This is a genomic window from Leptothoe sp. EHU-05/26/07-4, assembly GCF_043421015.1.
GTDB classification, from domain to species: domain Bacteria; phylum Cyanobacteriota; class Cyanobacteriia; order Phormidesmidales; family Phormidesmidaceae; genus Leptothoe; species Leptothoe turfae.
In genome coordinates this window covers 954,202-970,333 of record NZ_JAXSQV010000007.1, presented here as the reverse complement: position 1 = coordinate 970,333, position 16,132 = coordinate 954,202, and the positions used below count along the sequence as shown (strand labels likewise).

At 46.8% G+C, this 16,132-nt stretch carries 19 protein-coding genes; 7 read left to right on the top strand and 12 right to left on the bottom strand.

From position 1 onward, the window contains the following. Positions 1-60: 60 nt before the first annotated feature. The 3 genes from U2F10_RS28760 to U2F10_RS28750 all read right to left on the bottom strand — a co-directional run bounded on the left by U2F10_RS28760 (position 61) and on the right by U2F10_RS28750 (position 2,077). Positions 61-810, bottom strand: a complete 750-nt coding sequence (locus U2F10_RS28760; protein ID WP_163660581.1) for a COP23 domain-containing protein — start codon at positions 808-810, stop codon at positions 61-63. Between the two features lie 340 nt (positions 811-1,150). Next, complete coding sequence (locus tag U2F10_RS28755) at positions 1,151-1,621, bottom strand: YchJ family protein (RefSeq protein WP_163660578.1); 471 nt, start codon at positions 1,619-1,621, stop codon at positions 1,151-1,153. Between the two features lie 117 nt (positions 1,622-1,738). Beyond that, positions 1,739-2,077 carry a hypothetical protein gene (locus tag U2F10_RS28750; protein WP_006518245.1) on the bottom strand — a complete coding sequence of 113 codons (339 nt, stop codon included), beginning with the start codon at positions 2,075-2,077 and terminating at the stop codon, positions 1,739-1,741. 928 nt (positions 2,078-3,005) lie between these two features. Here U2F10_RS28750 and U2F10_RS28745 point away from each other — a divergent pair. Then, entirely contained in the window at positions 3,006-3,410 is a 405-nt protein-coding gene (locus tag U2F10_RS28745; protein WP_163660576.1) for a hypothetical protein, read from the top strand. Positions 3,411-3,578: 168 nt separating this feature from the next. Here U2F10_RS28745 and U2F10_RS28740 read toward each other — a convergent pair whose 3' ends face one another. Next, on the bottom strand, positions 3,579-3,860 hold the full coding sequence (locus U2F10_RS28740; RefSeq protein WP_250564899.1) for a hypothetical protein: 282 nt from the start codon (positions 3,858-3,860) through the stop codon (positions 3,579-3,581). On the opposite strand from U2F10_RS28740, the gene U2F10_RS28735 reads away from it, so the two are divergent. Continuing rightward, positions 3,853-4,284: a GNAT family N-acetyltransferase gene (locus U2F10_RS28735; RefSeq protein WP_163663355.1), complete on the top strand. Its 432-nt coding sequence runs from the start codon at positions 3,853-3,855 to the stop codon at positions 4,282-4,284. The genes U2F10_RS28740 and U2F10_RS28735 overlap by 8 nt on opposite strands. Here the strand turns inward: U2F10_RS28735 and msrP are convergent. Continuing rightward, positions 4,281-5,264 (bottom strand): protein-methionine-sulfoxide reductase catalytic subunit MsrP, encoded by a 984-nt coding sequence (msrP, locus tag U2F10_RS28730; RefSeq protein ID WP_163703709.1) that lies wholly within the window; start codon positions 5,262-5,264, stop codon positions 4,281-4,283. The genes U2F10_RS28735 and msrP overlap by 4 nt on opposite strands. A gap of 158 nt (positions 5,265-5,422) precedes the next feature. Between msrP and bchI the strand changes: the two genes are divergently transcribed. Both bchI and ruvC read left to right on the top strand, forming a co-directional pair. Continuing rightward, a complete protein-coding gene (gene bchI / locus U2F10_RS28725; protein WP_499873994.1) occupies positions 5,423-6,502 on the top strand; it encodes a magnesium chelatase ATPase subunit I in 1,080 nt (359 codons plus the stop codon). Continuing rightward, positions 6,503-6,997, top strand: a complete 495-nt coding sequence (ruvC, locus tag U2F10_RS28720; protein ID WP_499873993.1) for a crossover junction endodeoxyribonuclease RuvC — start codon at positions 6,503-6,505, stop codon at positions 6,995-6,997. Between the two features lie 18 nt (positions 6,998-7,015). Here ruvC and U2F10_RS28715 read toward each other — a convergent pair whose 3' ends face one another. From U2F10_RS28715 to U2F10_RS28705, 3 genes are all read right to left on the bottom strand, one after another. Then, positions 7,016-7,666: an HNH endonuclease family protein gene (locus tag U2F10_RS28715; RefSeq protein ID WP_499873992.1), complete on the bottom strand. Its 651-nt coding sequence runs from the start codon at positions 7,664-7,666 to the stop codon at positions 7,016-7,018. Beyond that, positions 7,659-8,876, bottom strand: a complete 1,218-nt coding sequence (locus tag U2F10_RS28710; RefSeq protein WP_499873991.1) for an AAA family ATPase — start codon at positions 8,874-8,876, stop codon at positions 7,659-7,661. Before U2F10_RS28710 ends, U2F10_RS28715 begins: the two co-directional genes overlap by 8 nt. Before the next feature lie 89 nt (positions 8,877-8,965). After that, positions 8,966-10,174 (bottom strand): argininosuccinate synthase, encoded by a 1,209-nt coding sequence (locus U2F10_RS28705; protein WP_499873990.1) that lies wholly within the window; start codon positions 10,172-10,174, stop codon positions 8,966-8,968. A 197-nt stretch (positions 10,175-10,371) separates the two neighbouring features. Between U2F10_RS28705 and U2F10_RS28700 the strand changes: the two genes are divergently transcribed. Both U2F10_RS28700 and U2F10_RS28695 read left to right on the top strand, forming a co-directional pair. Continuing rightward, positions 10,372-11,298, top strand: a complete 927-nt coding sequence (locus tag U2F10_RS28700; protein ID WP_163663361.1) for a glycosyltransferase family 2 protein — start codon at positions 10,372-10,374, stop codon at positions 11,296-11,298. Between the two features lie 322 nt (positions 11,299-11,620). Beyond that, a complete protein-coding gene (locus U2F10_RS28695; RefSeq protein WP_163663363.1) occupies positions 11,621-12,208 on the top strand; it encodes a protein kinase family protein in 588 nt (195 codons plus the stop codon). A gap of 52 nt (positions 12,209-12,260) precedes the next feature. Here U2F10_RS28695 and U2F10_RS28690 read toward each other — a convergent pair whose 3' ends face one another. From U2F10_RS28690 to map, 3 genes are all read right to left on the bottom strand, one after another. Next, the gene (locus tag U2F10_RS28690; protein WP_163663365.1) at positions 12,261-13,007 is read right to left on the bottom strand and encodes an SDR family NAD(P)-dependent oxidoreductase; all 747 of its coding nucleotides are present in this window, start codon (positions 13,005-13,007) and stop codon (positions 12,261-12,263) included. A 324-nt stretch (positions 13,008-13,331) separates the two neighbouring features. Then, positions 13,332-13,874, bottom strand: a complete 543-nt coding sequence (locus tag U2F10_RS28685) for a hypothetical protein (RefSeq protein WP_250566026.1) — start codon at positions 13,872-13,874, stop codon at positions 13,332-13,334. Between the two features lie 35 nt (positions 13,875-13,909). Then, positions 13,910-14,728, bottom strand: coding sequence for a type I methionyl aminopeptidase (gene map, locus U2F10_RS28680; RefSeq protein ID WP_284681703.1), 819 nt, complete (start codon positions 14,726-14,728; stop codon positions 13,910-13,912). Positions 14,729-14,919: 191 nt separating this feature from the next. Here map and U2F10_RS28675 point away from each other — a divergent pair, with 191 nt between their 5' ends. Further along, positions 14,920-15,240, top strand: coding sequence for a hypothetical protein (locus U2F10_RS28675; RefSeq protein WP_163663367.1), 321 nt, complete (start codon positions 14,920-14,922; stop codon positions 15,238-15,240). Positions 15,241-15,250: 10 nt separating this feature from the next. On the opposite strand, the gene U2F10_RS28670 is transcribed toward U2F10_RS28675, so the two are convergent. Then, on the bottom strand, positions 15,251-16,042 hold the full coding sequence (locus U2F10_RS28670; protein WP_499873989.1) for an SDR family NAD(P)-dependent oxidoreductase: 792 nt from the start codon (positions 16,040-16,042) through the stop codon (positions 15,251-15,253). Positions 16,043-16,132 lie beyond the last annotated feature (90 nt).

The window sequence follows — 16,132 nt, the reverse complement described above, 5'->3', positions numbered from 1 at the left end:
CTAATGGGGGTGACACCACGATGGTGTCACCCCCATTTATGTAACTGTATAGACCAATACCTAACGGAAATTGTCAGGATTGAAACTGCGACCTGCCTGATTGAGATACTCACCAGTACCACCATCTGTAGGGTCTAGATAAGGCTTCAGATAAATACCGTGATGCTGCGTGGAGGAACGACCTCCAAAAATCTCATCCACCGCTCCCAAAATCTCACTATCCAAAGCCCCGACTCCGAACAAATCAGTCTCGGGCAATCTTGCACCACCCACAAAGGTATTGACTGCGTTAGTACCTGTTCCAGCATCCGCTAGGGTAATGTTAGAAAAGACAGCATCCCGTGTTGCTACTGGGTCTTGACCGGGGGGTACAGTAAAGACGATGCGGCAAGATTCTAATGATTCTTCAGTAGTCGCACACACCGTGTTGTAACCATTTTCAACATCTGTACGTAGCTCGACAAGACCGTCAGGACGATACTCCTCTAGTCGGGCACTAATAGTCTCACAACGACGTTCAGGAGTCCAGCCACCACCCATTTCTGCGGGCACAGCCCAAGGATATGCTTGACCAGGCTCACTCTTGGGACGATACATGACTGTGTACTCACCATCTTGAATCTCACAGGTAAACCGAGAGCTAACAGGTTCAGGAGCCTCTTCACCGTCATTGGCTAAAACCAAACCCCCCCCCAGAGTAGGCCCCAATGTCACACTTAAGGCAAGTACGCTGACCTTAGTGATCGATAGGATATGGGAGAAGGGGAGAATTTTCAAACCTGAAATCTGAGGCATTGTCATCCAGCCCATGATTCGCTCCTTATTACCGTAAACTTAGCCGATGTCTCCTCACTGAGACTAACGTAGCGTAATGAGGAGGGTATCGAGTGAGGGCCAGTGCGTAAATTGGCTACGTAGTTTGTAGTAAACAGGTTGAGGTTAATAGTTCTTAGTTTTGAATGATGAATTATGAGAGTTGGCGTCCTTTATTTGGCCCTAACTTGCCGTAAAGCAAGTGACTTAGGAAGCAAAAATTAATTAATTTCCAAATTTTGGATGTATAGACGTTCCATGGAACGTCTCTTCAGCATTTACTTTTGGAATTTATTTATGGCTTGCTCCTTAGAACTCAAAACCCATACTTCACAATCTATTTACCGTGGCAATGTTTAAACTTCTTACCGCTCCCACACCAACAGGGTTGATTACGTTTTGGTAGTATCGGCGGCAGCATCTCACCATCTAGATAAAACCAGCGACCCTTTTCTTTGGTAAACCTGGAACGTTCATGCAGTTGGCCCCACTCTGGCTGGCTGTGAACCGCCATAAATTCCACTTGGCCAACGGTGTCATTAGCACGGCCTTTGCGGGTGCTGACCACGGTCAGGGATTGCCAAACCGTAGTCTTAATACTTTTAAGCAGGTTAATGCGATCGTCAAACGTCCGCTTGGTTGGATGATGGGTAGCGAGTAGATAATCCACATTACCCTCGCAATAGGCTGTATATCGCGATCGCATTAAAGCCTCTGCCGTAGGTGCTACATCGCCCCCTATCAAATAGGGCTCACAGCACCTGGCATAGGCAGATCCACTTCCACAAGGGCAAAGATTTAAAAGCATTGACGGCAAGATTGAAGCATATAGCCGCCAGACTACCAGACATAGGGTTGAACAAGGCTAACCCCATACACAAACAGGTGTAGTCCTACCAAGAATTTTTGCCACAAAACCGCTACTCTAGTCTATTTCCAAGCTATCGACACTTAATGGCACTAATTCATGATCCGTTGTAAACGCCATCCACATCTCCTCTTCAGGCTCAATGGTGACTCCAGTTAGGGCACAGCGCTCACGACGTTGCGCTTCGGCAGCCATAATGGCACGAATTTGCTGACGCTGTATCTGAAAGCCAGGATCATCAGAATGTTGACGCACATAATCCCACAGCACCTCGCGTACCAGTGACTGATACCCACGACTGCCTGCCAGGGTTTTGAGCTTATCAATCAGCTCCCGCTCGAAACGGATGCTAGTGACTTGCATATCAGTAGTGGGCAGCTTGGTATTCAGGCTCATTAATCGTTTTTAGGAATTATATAGAATGGACACTTACATACTACAGTTGTAGTACAAAAAGTTCGAAACCGTAAGTCTGAGTTTACATCCCCTATGGAATTTTTTTCTGTACTGGTTTAAGGCAAACGCCATAATATCCCAATGTACTTCTACTACAGTAGCGTTCAGCTCCATGCCTCTAGCCACTACTAGGACAGGTTACAAACTGGTTGTTCGATTGCTTTAATCTTAAAGAACATTTGCAGAATTGACTCATTTTAATAGGCCATTTCACGTATCGCTCTCGAATTTTGACAGATGTGACAAATCGTACATATCAAGAGTTTTTTCTCTGGGTAAAGGCCAATCAAAAAGATTGTTCTCAATAACCATCAAAGCTAATTAAATCAAAGCAAACCGTTCTTAAAAAGATCAGCTAGAATTGCGAAATCAGCAACATACTGCCTGTGTATAATATGTGTCACATATCTAGGCAATCTTTAGGAAATTGCCCATGAATATTTGCAACGGTGCAAGCATCAATAACCACAGGTAATTTAGGTCCCCCCAACCTAATCCGCCCAAAATTCTAAAGACATTTGACATTTTGCTGCCTGAAAGCATTAGCCAGGTGAGCAGATGCCCCCCCATAGCTTATTTCCACAATGTGCAGAAATACTTACTGTCACGCCTAAGCCAACTGAGTAAGCTAGATATACAGGATGATCGTCCTAAGCTCATAGTTAAGATACCCCTAAATCCATGTTTAGCGATGTAATTCAAATAAGAAACCAAACCTTTAATAAGGGGATCTAATGAAGTTCAATCGTTATCGATCTATAACCATAACGAAACAGTAGCATTTTGATAGCTGCATTTTGAACGCGTTGGTCAACCTCAACGTAACTATTGATTAATTTAATTTGTTCATTAGCTGACAGGGATCGCCATGACTACTAATCGGCAAGGACCTTACCTCGTTGGGGATAATAAAAAGCAGTCCTATTCTGGGCGTTTACATCAGCGTCTAGATGAGGCGATGCAAGAAGGCACTGAAGTTCAGGTTCGCCTTCCTTGGGGGGGGTTAAGTGGTGTTCCTGTATACCTGGACGATACCTGTGTTGAAATCGTTTATGTTCATGTATACGAGCCTGATGAAGACGATGAGCCCGACGACGAAGTCTCTCGCCGAACCGTTTGGCTAGTGCGTCTGGAAGAGATCAGTGCCGTCTCATTTGTCAGTGAAAGCTGGTCGAAAGAACGTTTGGAAAAGTTATTCATTCCAGACAAGAAGGAAGATGCCTCCTCAGCTCAAGATGTAAGTACTGAAGAATCAACCGACTCAATCGACTAAATTATTACCATTGCTTATCTTCGGGAGGATTTGATCTGCAAGATATGAGGGCTAAGGTAATTTTGCTAGATCAACTCATCCCTAAATCAGCAATGATATTTAATTCTTGTCACATGAAAACAATTAGTGGGTAAGCCAGTGGCTGATCACTCACTAATTGTTTTTTATTCAGAACACAAATTTCTTGATAACCCAATCCTTTGCGCGTCTAATTGCTTCACTTCGGCTATAGGCCTTGGGTACAGCTACCGCACTGCCTGTAGCATAGTCAACCCAGGCTGTATAAATCGTTGCTCCCAGATAGGTGCCACGGGTAATTTGGATCGTCACACCGCGATAGGGAAAGGAAAAAACAGGATTGATATAGTCGGGGTCAGCAATATGCATAATATGGCAAAGTGACCGTGGCACTCGTTTTTTATAACCCAATTCAGCCCTCTCTATGGCCATCGAAATTGTCCGTTGCGAACTTTCGGCCTACGATTCTGCCATTCGTACCATCCGCGAAACCGTATTTGTAGCTGAGCAAGGTGTACCTGTAGAACTTGAGATGGATGACCGTGACCCCATTGCCAAGCATGTACTGGCCTTGGTTGACGGCTGCCCTGCAGGCACAGCCCGCCTAGACATCCGTAATGATGGAAAAATTGGTCGCCTAGCCGTATTACCTAGCTTTCGACGTCGAGGACTGGGACGGCGAATCATGGAAGAAATCGAATCTATTGGTCGCGACCATCAGCTATCCCAACTATGGTGCCATGCACAGAAAATGGCAGTCCCGTTTTATCAATCCCTGGGCTATGACATTACGAGCCCTGAGTTTTTAGAAGCTGGTATTGTTCATTGCAAAATGAGCAAAACTTTCCCCACCTAGGCATAAAGGTCAGCTACATAGTCACCATAGCCGTTGTAAATCAACGTATCCTGCTTTTCCCAATCCCATGCTTCGCCTGCACCCACCAAGCGTTCTCGTTTCTGTGACCAGCGGGGATGAGGGACGTCAGGCTCAACATTAGCCTCAAATTTGTATTCGTTGGGAGAAATTGTATTCCAATAGGTGGCTGGTTGCTCTGCTAGGAACTCGATTTTGACAATGGATTTAGCGCCTTTAAAGCCATACTTCCAGGGCACCACCATACGAATCGGAGCACCGTGCTGTTTGGGCATGGTGCGACCGTAGATACCCACAGCAAAGAAGGCTAGGTCATTGGCCATTTCCTCAATGCGTAACCCCTCGTGATAAGGCCAAGGTAAGTTTGAGAACGATATTGAGGGACCTTCGGTAATGTTCTCGTCATAGAACGATTCAAAGCGCACAAATTTGGCATCTGATGTCGGTTCTACATCTTCTAAAACTTTACGCATGGGAAACCCTAACCAGGGAACCACCATGGCCCACGCTTCAACACAGCGAAATCGATAGATGCGTTCTTCTAGAGGAAACCTATTATAGAGATCGTCTAGATCATAGGTTTTAGGGTTTTTGACTAACCCTGAAACCTCCAGTTTCCAGGGATCTGTGGGCAGTCTTTGGGCATTCGACCAGATATTCTTAGTAAGGCCAAATTCATAAAAGTTGTTGTAACGACTGGCAAATAATTGGTTAGTCACCGAACGCCCAGCATCTGCAAATACCGAATTCGTTGTGAAATTACTGAGGGGGTCACCAAACGTGCTGGCTAGTTCCTCGGTCCCTTGTGCAGTTAAGGGGCGACCGGTACAGCTCGTAGCCGCAATCCCCAGCCCCACACCAGCCAAGTTCTTTAGAAAGCGACGACGGTTTAGGTAAGCAGCTTTTGACGTTGCGAATTTTTCAGGCAATTGCCAGTTGGGACGAATGTGGATAAAGCTCATGACTTCGGCGAACAGAGAACGTGACAAATGCAGCTGCTGATAGATTAACGTATGCACCTGAGGCCTAAATGAGCAGAAACTGAATGACAGCAGTAGGCGAACCGCACTGTGGCACAATAAAACCTAGTCGTTAAATAACCCTGCATTTAAGAAGCCCTGTGAGTACTGCTACCTCTACCCGGCGCGCCGTTTTTCCCTTTACTGCGGTAATCGGCCAAGAAGATATGAAACTGGCCCTGATCTTGAATGTCATTGACCCTAAGATCGGCGGGGTGATGATCATGGGTGATCGCGGTACTGGCAAGTCCACGACAATCCGTGCCTTGGCAGACCTGCTGCCTGAGATCAGTGTGGTAGAGAACGATCCGTTTAACCGTGAGCCTCAAGATCCTGAGGTTAAGCGTGAGTACGAAGGTCAGTCTATTCCAGAAGGAACCATGAAAGTACCCATGGTGGACCTTCCCCTGGGTGCAACTGAAGACCGTGTATGCGGCACTATTGACATTGAAAAAGCACTATCTGAGGGTGTTAAAGCTTTTGAACCTGGTCTGCTGGCTAAGGCCAACCGAGGTCTGCTGTACGTTGACGAGGTCAACTTGTTAGATGACCATCTAGTGGATGTCCTGCTGGACTCAGCCGCTTCAGGTCGCAATACCGTGGAGCGTGAGGGAATTTCCATTCGTCACCCGGCCCAGTTTGTCTTGATTGGCTCAGGGAACCCAGAGGAAGGCGAACTGCGACCCCAGCTGCTAGACCGTTTTGGTATGCATGCCGAAATCCGTACGGTCAAAGATCCCGCCCAGCGTGTCCAAATTGTGGAGCAGCGCTCTGAGTTTGACCAAGATCCCGATGCATTTTTATCAAAATACCAAGCTGAGCAAACTGCCCTACAGGAGAAAATTGTAGGTGCGCAGCAGCGTCTCAAAGCTGTCACCATCGACCATGAATATCGGGTTCAGATTTCCCAAGTGTGTTCTGAACTGGATGTGGATGGTTTGCGAGGCGATATTGTTTCAAACCGAGCGGCCAAAGCCCTGGCGGCCTATGAAGGTCGTACAGAGGTTACCCTTGACGATATTCAAACGGTAATTGCCCTGTGCCTGCGCCATCGTCTACGGAAGGATCCGCTGGAGTCTATCGACTCTGGCCACAAGGTAGAGAAGACCTTTGGCAATGTCTTTGGTGTGACCATTCCTGATCCTGCCAGCAATGGTCGTACGCCTGTGGGTGCCCGATAGATGCGCAAACGAATTCTAGGATTGGACCCTGGTTTAGCTATCCTAGGATTCGGCATTCTTGAATATGATCCAGCCACCAACCGAGATCTTAAGCCCGATCTTGAGGTGGTTGATTTTGGCATTATTGAAACACCTGCTGGCACAGAAGTAGGTTCACGGCTGTGTACCATTTATGACGATCTCAATAGTGTAATTGAGACCTATCAGCCCGATTCTGTTTCGATTGAAAAGTTGTTCTTTTATCGCATGGGCAATACCATTTTGGTGGCCCAGGCCAGAGGTGTGGTGATGCTTGTCTTAGCACAGCACCAGCTGCCATTTGTGGAGTTTACTCCGGCTCAGATCAAACAGGCGCTCACAGGCTATGGCAATGCCGATAAACAAGATGTGCAAGAAGCCGTCCAACGAGAACTCAAACTAAACAAAATTCCTCGTCCTGACGACGCGGCTGATGCGTTGGCAGTGGCAATGACGGGGTGGTTTAATTTGGCTTGATTGCAAAATTTTTGAGTTTTAATCGAAGTATTCAGAATATGGCCATCTGTTTATCAACTTGCTGCGGATCAATGCTGTAAAAGGTGCATGTCGACTTAGCATATCGCTAAGCTCCGTTTTCAGCTTAGTAATATCGACGGATTTTTGAGGCTGAGAATCAACTGCATCACGTAACTCGTGAAGCTTTTCCAATACTTTGATGTAATAAGTGCGAATAGCCTCTCGTAGATCAGCAGCTTTAGGATGACGAGCATTGTGGATGTGATCAAGCTGATGGGCTGTATTGACAGCTTTTAGATCATCAGGGTCTGTCGCCGCAAATTTAGGCAGACAGTGATCGTCTAGCCATTGTTGTAAACGCTTTTCTATATCTTCATCAGGAGCAGCAGGATCAAGCAAGCCACCTTCTGGCCATTTTAGCCGCCGTGAATTTGTATCTACAGATGTTGGATATAGATTACTCCACTCATAGGTAAGATGCTCGAACTCTGGCATTCCTTTTGGTCGAAAGTGATCGACTGAAATCCTGCCAAGCGTCAGCACCTCTTCAGTGAGATAGCATTTACCTAAAAAATCACTATGGAGTCTTTCCAAAACATCATCGCTCCGCCAAGATTTACACATTGCTAAGGATATTGGCGGCTCAGGGGAACGGTTAACATTAATCATTCGATGACTGTGATGATTTTAGGTCCAGTAAAATTTCTAGGGCAAGGGTATGACTAGTGGCTGAGAGGTCTTCTGCTAGCTGCCGCATTCGTTGGTTTTCGGCTTCATCCCGTTGCTTTTGATAAAGTTGTTTTAGCTCTTCAAGTTTTTCGGTTGTTTGCAAATCAAAATCTGACGATATACCAAAATGAGAGGTCATGAGAGTACCGTAACGAATACCCTGAAGTTCGCTACTGTTCACCTGACGCTTTAGTTGTAAGTCATAAATCACTGCGTTATCGACACTGGCAATCACAGCTGGAGAATGCGTAGCAATAATAAACTGAACTTTTGGAAATAGATTACACAGGAAAGGAAGAATTATCTCTTGCAACTTGAGATGTAGATGAGTTTCAATTTCATCAATAAGCACAATACCATCAGGCTCAAGAAAACCAGATTCCCGAATAATAATATCTTTACGAATCAGTAAATCAGCAACTATGGCCAAAGCTGCTTTATGACCATCGGCTAAATGATTGAAATCAACAACACGATGATCGTCTAAACATATGCGATATAAAAACCTATCTCGTTCAAATATAAGTTCTAATTTTGGATCGTCAAATATAACTGATAAAGCGGTTCGCATTTCTTCGAACCAGCTTTCTATCGCTTCAACGGTCGCATACTCATTTTCTACGGTTGCATAGGCTTGTTGCGTTTTTTGATTCACAAACACTTGCAACAACAAGTCACTAATAGGTGTATCAAGCCTGAATTGATTACTAGATAAATTATAAGACTTTGGTCCAGCAGGCTCGTCAAAATGAGGTTTTCGATAAGGATCAAAGTAGGTAAGAATACTCTGATTGGGAGTATCTCTTCTTGGCATTGAACTGCCAGTAAAAGTTATCTTACATTCTGGAAAATGATCACGATTTAGACTGGTTTCATCGACTGTATGGTTAGTCATCCTGGATTCTAAGTTATTCATCCTCGATTTCAGGCTGGTCACTTCCGGTTCCCAGGGCTCAGGACGCCACGCGCCTCCTGACCTAGAATCAAAAATTTGATAGTGTAGCTCATTCCGGATAGTAGTCAGAATCGTAGATTTTCCAGAACCATTTGGGCCAGTTAAGATCAGGTGCTTGCCATCTTCACCGCAGTCAATATCAATATTTTTCAGATGACGGTAGTCGTCAATACTAATTCTAGAGAGATAAGGCATGGTTAAGTCCGTTGCTATCTCCATATGAAATATCCTAAACCCAGGATAGCGAAATAGCCTTGAGTTTAGGATATTTACCGGTTTTGATTTTATGATGAAGAACGGATTTTTTCGGACCAAATGCGGGTGGGTAGACCCCAGATGTGGACAAATCCTTCAGCGGCTTTGTGGTCAAACTGATCGTCCGCGCCGTAGGTTGCTAGCTCTTCGGTATAAAGAGAGTTAGCAGACTTACGACCGACAGCGGTGGCATTGCCTTTAAAGAGTTTGAGGCGAATAGTGCCTGATACCCGTTCTTGAGTTTTCTCGATAAACGCGTCTAGTGCGTCTTTGAGAGGGCTAAACCAAAGTCCGTTGTACACCAATTCACTGTAGGTTTGTTCAATGCCTCGCTTGTATTGGGTGACCTTGGCATTGAGGGTGAGACTTTCAAGCTCTCGGTGGGCAGTGATTAGCACGATCAGGGCCGGTGTCTCATAAATCTCGCGAGATTTGATACCGACAACTCGGTTTTCAATCAGGTCGAGACGGCCAATACCATGGTTACCAGCTACAGTGTTGAGCTGGCTAATCAGTTCAACCGGCCCTAAAGACTGTCCGTTGATGCCAACAGGGACACCTTGCTCAAAGTTAATTTCAATGTACTCGGGCTGATCGGGGGTGTCAGTAATGGCCTTGGTCAACGCGTAAACTTCTTCGGGGGGTTCAGTCCAGGGATTTTCCAGTACACTGGCTTCGACGCTGCGACCGAGAAGATTGCGATCAATGCTGTAGGGAGAAGACTTTTTCACGGGAAACGTGAGGCCAAATTTCTCGCCGTAGGCAATGGCTTCTTCCCGGCTCATGCCCCACTCCCGCGCGGGGGCTAATACCTTGAGCTTGGGATTGAGACCGGCGATCGCAACATCAAACCGCACCTGGTCATTTCCTTTCCCCGTACAGCCATGGGCCACCGCATCCGCCCCGTACTTTTCAGCCGCTGCCACCAGCGCTTTAGCAATCAGCGGACGCGCCAGGGCAGTAGATAGAGGATAGCGCCCTTCATAGAGTGCATTAGCTTTAATGGCCGGGAACGCATAATCGGTGACAAAGGTTTCGGTCACATCGACCACCAACGATTCCATCACACCAGCCGTCAGTGCTTTTTTTTGAATTGGGCCGAGTTCCTCGCCTTGGCCAAGATCCGCAGCTAGGGTAATCACCTCTTTGACACCAAATTCATTTTTCAAGTAGGGAATGCACACAGTCGTGTCCACACCGCCCGAATAGGCAAGTACAACCCGTTCAGCCCGACCCATAGTTTTAACCTAGAAATAAAATCACAGCCATTTATTATTGCAGTTTAAGAAGGCTCAAGGTATCTAGATTCTTGATATTTGCGATTAAATCGTGACACGCCAATTATTACGGACAAGAGTGAGAAGGCCAACAAACTTGCCTGAGATAGTCTGACCAGACCGTTATCATAGAGGGCAATGCCCCTAATCATGTATCCATGTATTTCAGTGTTGTTATTCCCGCATACAACCGCAGACCCATTCTAGAAAAATGCCTGCGGGCCATGGAACACCAGATAGTTCGCCCCAATACACAAATCAAAGGGTATGAAATCGTGGTGGTGGATGATGGCTCCACTGATGGCACCGTTGAGTGGTTACGGTCTGAACAATTTCCCCATGTCAAACTCTACGAGCAAAACCACAGGGGCGCTGCCGTTGCCCGTAACCTGGGAGTAGAGAAGGCCATCGGCGATACCATCATTTTTATCGATAGCGATTTAGTGGTGCTCGATGGCTTTTTACAGCACCATGCCGATGCCCTAACCAAGCATTACACTAGTCAGGGCAATGACCGCGTATTTACCTATGGGCGAGTGGTGAATACCTGCAATTTTGACGAACCTACGTCAGAACCCTTTAAGGTGACGGACTATTCCCAAGCCTTTTTTGCAACAGGGAATGTTGCGATCGCAAAACATTGGCTCACTGAAGCAGGATTATTTGATACCCAGTTCACCCAATATGGCTGGGAAGACTTAGAACTAGGCGTACGCCTCAAAAACTTAGGGCTAAAGCTAGTCAAATGCCCGGAAGCCGTAGGGTATCACTGGCATCCACCCTTCAGCCTGGACGATTTACCCCGACTCATTGATGTAGAAATCCAGCGGGCACGCATGGGCGTCGTGTTTTATCAAAAACACCCCACCCTGGACGTGCGTATGATGATTCAAATGACCTGGTTACATCGGTTGCTATGGGGCCTGCTTTCCCTGGGTGGTCTGCTGAACGAACGCACACTCAAACCTTTATTGCAGTGGCTGATTGACCAAGGACGTCCTCAGCTTTCCCTAGAAGTCGCCCGCATTTTTCTGAACTGGTATAACGTCAACGCTGTCTATGCGGCCTATCGAGAGCAGCCATAGCGCGCAGGCGTACCCCTATGGGTGAGGTTATACTAACTTAAATTTATCTATTATTTAGATAGGCATCGTATATAAAGCCTACTTAAGCTTAACCTAGGTTCCGTAGACGCACGGTGAAACTGACACAAGCTACGTATTCATACGCTACCAGGAAAGCTATACACGTCGTACACTTTGACAACTCAATTTTTTGGCTTGATTTTATAATCCTTTTGAGGATTCTGTACCCACAGATACACCAGTCTTCATCCGTAGTAGCTAGGTTGATATGAAAATCAAAATATTAAAAAACGTATAGCGACCATCTCTAACTGCTCTTATTATGAATTCTGACAACGTTCAACTATTTCGTATGCTAATTGAAGCCGGGGCCCAACCGGGGGAGGATTTCTCCTATGACCTCAGTCAAGGAACTTGTCACATTAACGAGCGCGGCTTTATTTTGCTGCAAACTGCATTTCCCGATATTAACTGGCATGAAATCTCTAACGTCATTGAACGGGATTTAGATAGTCCTGTGCAAAGACTGAATCAACATCTCGGCGTTGATTTTCTAGCGACCCTCCTACAAAAACTGCAAAAGCGGCTAGAACAACTCCCCACGAACGAAGCCGCTTGGTATATGCATCAAGTTCTCGGTGGAATAGAACAGCGCACCGGAATTGCCCTCTACCAAATCATCCAACGGGATCTTCCACCAGCAATATGTCAGCAGTTGGATCAGCTACTCAAGCTTACCCCCCTCACTCCCTGCAATCTGTGGATAGAAGATCTGGTCATTGCTGCAGGGGGTGCCGCCCAAGACATTGATTATGAGGGAGGCGACGTTTTACTAAGTGAGGCTGGTGTTGAGCTGCTTACACAAGTATGGACAGGGGAATTAGAAGTTCAAGATGATCTGGCTGCTTAGTAGCAGACTTGATGGATATTTCCAACGACTGCTCTCAAACCTTCTGAAAAAACTATGTCCATTGCGGGTAGTCGGCATCCACTATAACCATTGCGCCCGTAATATCTACAGAAGCATCACATGCCAGATATAGAGTTGCTCGGGCGATGGCTCGGGCAGCATCTTTATCGCGTTTAGCCATGTGAAATACCCTATGGGCAAGGGCAGTCTGATAACTCGATAGGGTCGCTCCACTGACGGCCACATGGGGCCAAATTAAATTAACTCGCACTCCTGACTGAGTAGTGCCGTCGGCAATGTCACGGGTCATTGCCATCATCCAACCCCGGCTTATGCCCTCTACAACATGCATTCCTTTATGGGGATAGGGCACAATGTTGATAATCGAACCCGTGGCCGAACGCTGCAAAAATGGCAAAGCATACTGGCTGAACAGAAAGGCTCCTTGCAAACTTAGGCCAACGATATGCTCCCATGATTCTGTAGTGAGATCTAGAACAGAGGCTTCATTCCCTAAGAGGCTAAAACTAGCGTTATTACACAAAATATCAATACGACCAAATGTAGCGATCGCATCTTTAATGACGGTTTCCACATCATTGGACACAGCCACATCCACTAGACAAAATCTCGCCTTAGCGCCTTGTTGTTCTAAACGATGAACCAGTTTGTCACCATGGGCTTTATTGATGCCACAAAGAACTAATCTAGCCCCATGACGTGCCAACAAGCTGGCCATTCGACGCCCTACTCGACAGTCTCCTGATGTAATGAGAGCAACGCGGTTTTTCAGCAACATTATTAACCCCGTGTCCTGGCCAGTTAAAAAGATTCTATGCTTTGAAATCTTAAGGCATTATAGGGTGGTTAATTTGTAAGAAAAGAGAACTTAAAATGTAACAAAGAGATTCTTTGTAAAAAAGAAAAAAGAGATTTTCTAGCAACAGTTCCTATGTCAGTACATGAGGCTGTCAGTACATGAGGCCTGAAACAATTGAGGTTGCTCAATATGGCCGATAGTTATCCCACTAGGGGGACTACCCAGCAATAAAGTCCCAGGCTAGGGCTGTGGATGGGAAATGGGTGGTTACTTAGCTGCAAGCGCCTAAGCAACGCTGGGCCTCTAAAAAGCGCAGCCTTTTGGTAGAGGTTCAACAGTCTCTAAGCTGGGTAAAGAATCCTCAACGGGTTGAAAGCCAGACTCCACGCTACCGCCCAGCGCCTGACCACCATAATGACTCTGTAGCCCCCCCATATGCCCTCGAATGACGACCCTTTGATCGGGCTCAATGGCAACAGGTCCACCACTGCGGGTAAACGGCTGCTCATTGACATGACTGTGGGCCAAAATACGTCGATAAATGAGATCGCCTGATTGAGCATCCACCACTTCCCACCAATCAGAATACTGCTCACACCCGGTATCAGCACTGCTAATGGTTACGGCAAATGTGTAGTTGCCTGCTTCACCAGTAACGGCGACTGCGTCTATATCAGCCACAGGGAGACCGCTAGCATCGGTAGGGTTTGTCGAAAGAGGTTCAACCACAGGTTCAGCCACTGTCTCAGGTACAGGAGTCGGTGCAGAGTCTAGCCTACTGGGATCTGGAGATCCCGTACAGGCCAACATCGGCAAAAGTAAAAGTAAATATAAAACTCTATGCATGGGCTTGAGCGTATGAATTGAGGCAGTAACTGTACTTAAACCGCTGCTGCCACAGGTAACTGGGTCAAGATGTCTACCCCTTCTTTAGTCACCACAACTGTGTGTTCAAACTGAGCGGTTAGAGCTCGATCTTTGGTAATGGCAGTCCAGCCATCAGCCAATAATTCAACGTCATAGGTACCCACATTAATCATGGGTTCAATGGTAAATACCATACCGGTTGCCAACTTTTTCCCTTTGCCAGCTGTACCGTAGTGAGGGATTTGAGGTTCTGTATGAAAAATGCGGTGGACGCCGTGCCCGACAAAGTCACGCACCACAGAAAACCCTTCTGCTTCCGCGTAGGTCTGAATGGCAGCCCCGATATCACCAATGCGGGCACCGGGTTTAACGGCTTTGATCCCACGGTACATACTTTCTTGGGTGACCTCCACTAATCGGCGCGCTTGGGGTGAGACATCGCCCACTAAGAAGGTACGGGAGGTATCGCCATGGTAACCGTTCAAAATGGGGGTGACGTCAATGTTGATAATGTCACCGTCTTGCAAAATTTGCTTGGCATTAGGAATACCATGACAAACGACTTCGTTGACGCTGGTACAGATAGACTTGGGAAATGGCTCAACGCCCTCGCCACCAGGGTATCCCAGGGGAGCACTCTTGGCATTATGAGCCTGGGTCCAACGCTCAGCCTCGTCATTAAGTTCCAGGGTGCTAACACCGGGTTTAACCATTGGCTCAAGGTGATCCAGTAGACGCGCAGCTAGCTGGCAAGCCTTACGCATCTGTTCAATTTCCCGTTTTGATAGCCGAATGATTCCTTTGAAAGCAGCGTCCACAATAGTTTCGTTCAATGGTTGTCTATCGAATGGGCGTCACCCCACTTACCTCACTCTAGCGCTATTGCCATCCTCTAGCCGCTAGATAATGAAAAATTGATTAAAAATTAGAAGCCATACCATAGAGAATCAAGGGTTGGGAATTCAGATTTATATTTCAAGGGATGTGATAAAAAGGGACGACGTTAAAGCATTGGTAAAGAAGAATGCACTTCTGGGCGATCTGCATTGTCTGTTTATACGTAGGGATCGAACTGTTTAACTGGGTAACCGGGCTACATTGGCTGGCGGATTTTTCACTGCCGATGTCGGTGTTAGCAGGGATAGGGCTTGCGATCGCAAGCAACACCGCCCCCAAACTTATCCAATCGGCTTCAACGACGCTCGCTGCTGACACCAGCAACTCAACGCCACTTGATGCCGCAGAAGCCGCACAACCCACCACAGCAACGGCCCCTCCAGCTCAACCCCGTACCCAAGCCGCTCCATCCATCTCGTTTACGATCAATAAAAATATCCGCCCCTAAGAATTACGATCTATACGCTTTCCTTAGGCTCTTGTAACCGCCCAATGGTGTCAGTCACTGCCTGACGGGGCATCAGACGATTGGTAAACACCAATAGACGGTTGAAAATACCATGAACAGCCACCACCTGGTTACGCCCTAAGGCATCATAGCCAAATTGAGCCACATCTGCAGCATTGGGTAGCTTTAGCTGTTTGAAGAACTCTATATCGCCCAAATTGGCCCGAGCTTGAAAGTCAGTACCACGGGTCGGGCCAGGACACAGCACCATGGCCGTCACCCCTGTCCCCTTGACTTCATGGGCTAAGGCCTCAGTAAACGACATGACATAGGACTTACTGGCATAGTAGGCGGCCATATAGGGACCAGGCTGAAATGCAGCCGTTGACGCCACATTGAGAATTTTGCCGTAGCCCCGCTCCAACATCGGCGGCAAAAACAGCCGTGTCAAATGGGTCAAGGTGACCATATTAAGCTGCAATAGGGCACTGTGTTTAGCCCAATTACAGTCGGCAAAGGGACCATAATCGGCAAAGCCTGCGTTGTTGATTAGAACATCCACGGTCAGCCCTTGCTGCTGGACTTGCTCAAACAGCTTTGATGGGGATTCAGGTTGGCTCAGATCAAAACTGAGCACATGGGCCTGCACATTATTGGACTGCGTAAGCTCAGCTTGAATTTGCTGTAGTTTATCGGTGCTGCGAGCCACCAAAATCAGATCGTAGTCGTTCGTGGCAAAAACCTTAGCCAGTTCGTATCCAATTCCACCAGATGCGCCCGTAATTAATGCTGTTTTTGCCATAGGTTTTAGCTCTAGTTCTTCTCCACCATAGCCCTAAGATACGGCCAACCGATCCAACTATTAGGGTTCTCTTCACCCCATTCTATTTGG

Bases quoted from the DNA above. Each gene is read 5' to 3' on its own strand.
- ruvC (WP_499873993.1), top strand. From the start codon at position 6,503: ATGCGCAAACGAATTCTAGGATTGGACCCTGGTTTAGCTATCCTAGGA.
- U2F10_RS28735 (WP_163663355.1), top strand. From the start codon at position 3,853: ATGGCCATCGAAATTGTCCGTTGCGAACTTTCGGCCTACGATTCTGCC.
- U2F10_RS28745 (WP_163660576.1), top strand. From the start codon at position 3,006: ATGACTACTAATCGGCAAGGACCTTACCTCGTTGGGGATAATAAAAAG.
- U2F10_RS28700 (WP_163663361.1), top strand. From the start codon at position 10,372: ATGTATTTCAGTGTTGTTATTCCCGCATACAACCGCAGACCCATTCTA.
- U2F10_RS28690 (WP_163663365.1), bottom strand. From the start codon at position 13,007: ATGTTGCTGAAAAACCGCGTTGCTCTCATTACATCAGGAGACTGTCGA.
- U2F10_RS28675 (WP_163663367.1), top strand. From the start codon at position 14,920: ATGCACTTCTGGGCGATCTGCATTGTCTGTTTATACGTAGGGATCGAA.
- U2F10_RS28685 (WP_250566026.1), bottom strand. From the start codon at position 13,874: ATGCATAGAGTTTTATATTTACTTTTACTTTTGCCGATGTTGGCCTGT.
- U2F10_RS28755 (WP_163660578.1), bottom strand. From the start codon at position 1,621: ATGCTTTTAAATCTTTGCCCTTGTGGAAGTGGATCTGCCTATGCCAGG.
- U2F10_RS28760 (WP_163660581.1), bottom strand. From the start codon at position 810: ATGGGCTGGATGACAATGCCTCAGATTTCAGGTTTGAAAATTCTCCCC.
- U2F10_RS28710 (WP_499873991.1), bottom strand. From the start codon at position 8,876: ATGCCTTATCTCTCTAGAATTAGTATTGACGACTACCGTCATCTGAAA.
- U2F10_RS28705 (WP_499873990.1), bottom strand. From the start codon at position 10,174: ATGGGTCGGGCTGAACGGGTTGTACTTGCCTATTCGGGCGGTGTGGAC.
- msrP (WP_163703709.1), bottom strand. From the start codon at position 5,264: ATGAGCTTTATCCACATTCGTCCCAACTGGCAATTGCCTGAAAAATTC.
- U2F10_RS28750 (WP_006518245.1), bottom strand. From the start codon at position 2,077: ATGAGCCTGAATACCAAGCTGCCCACTACTGATATGCAAGTCACTAGC.
- U2F10_RS28740 (WP_250564899.1), bottom strand. From the start codon at position 3,860: ATGGCCATAGAGAGGGCTGAATTGGGTTATAAAAAACGAGTGCCACGG.
- U2F10_RS28715 (WP_499873992.1), bottom strand. From the start codon at position 7,666: ATGATTAATGTTAACCGTTCCCCTGAGCCGCCAATATCCTTAGCAATG.
- U2F10_RS28670 (WP_499873989.1), bottom strand. From the start codon at position 16,042: ATGGCAAAAACAGCATTAATTACGGGCGCATCTGGTGGAATTGGATAC.
- U2F10_RS28695 (WP_163663363.1), top strand. From the start codon at position 11,621: ATGAATTCTGACAACGTTCAACTATTTCGTATGCTAATTGAAGCCGGG.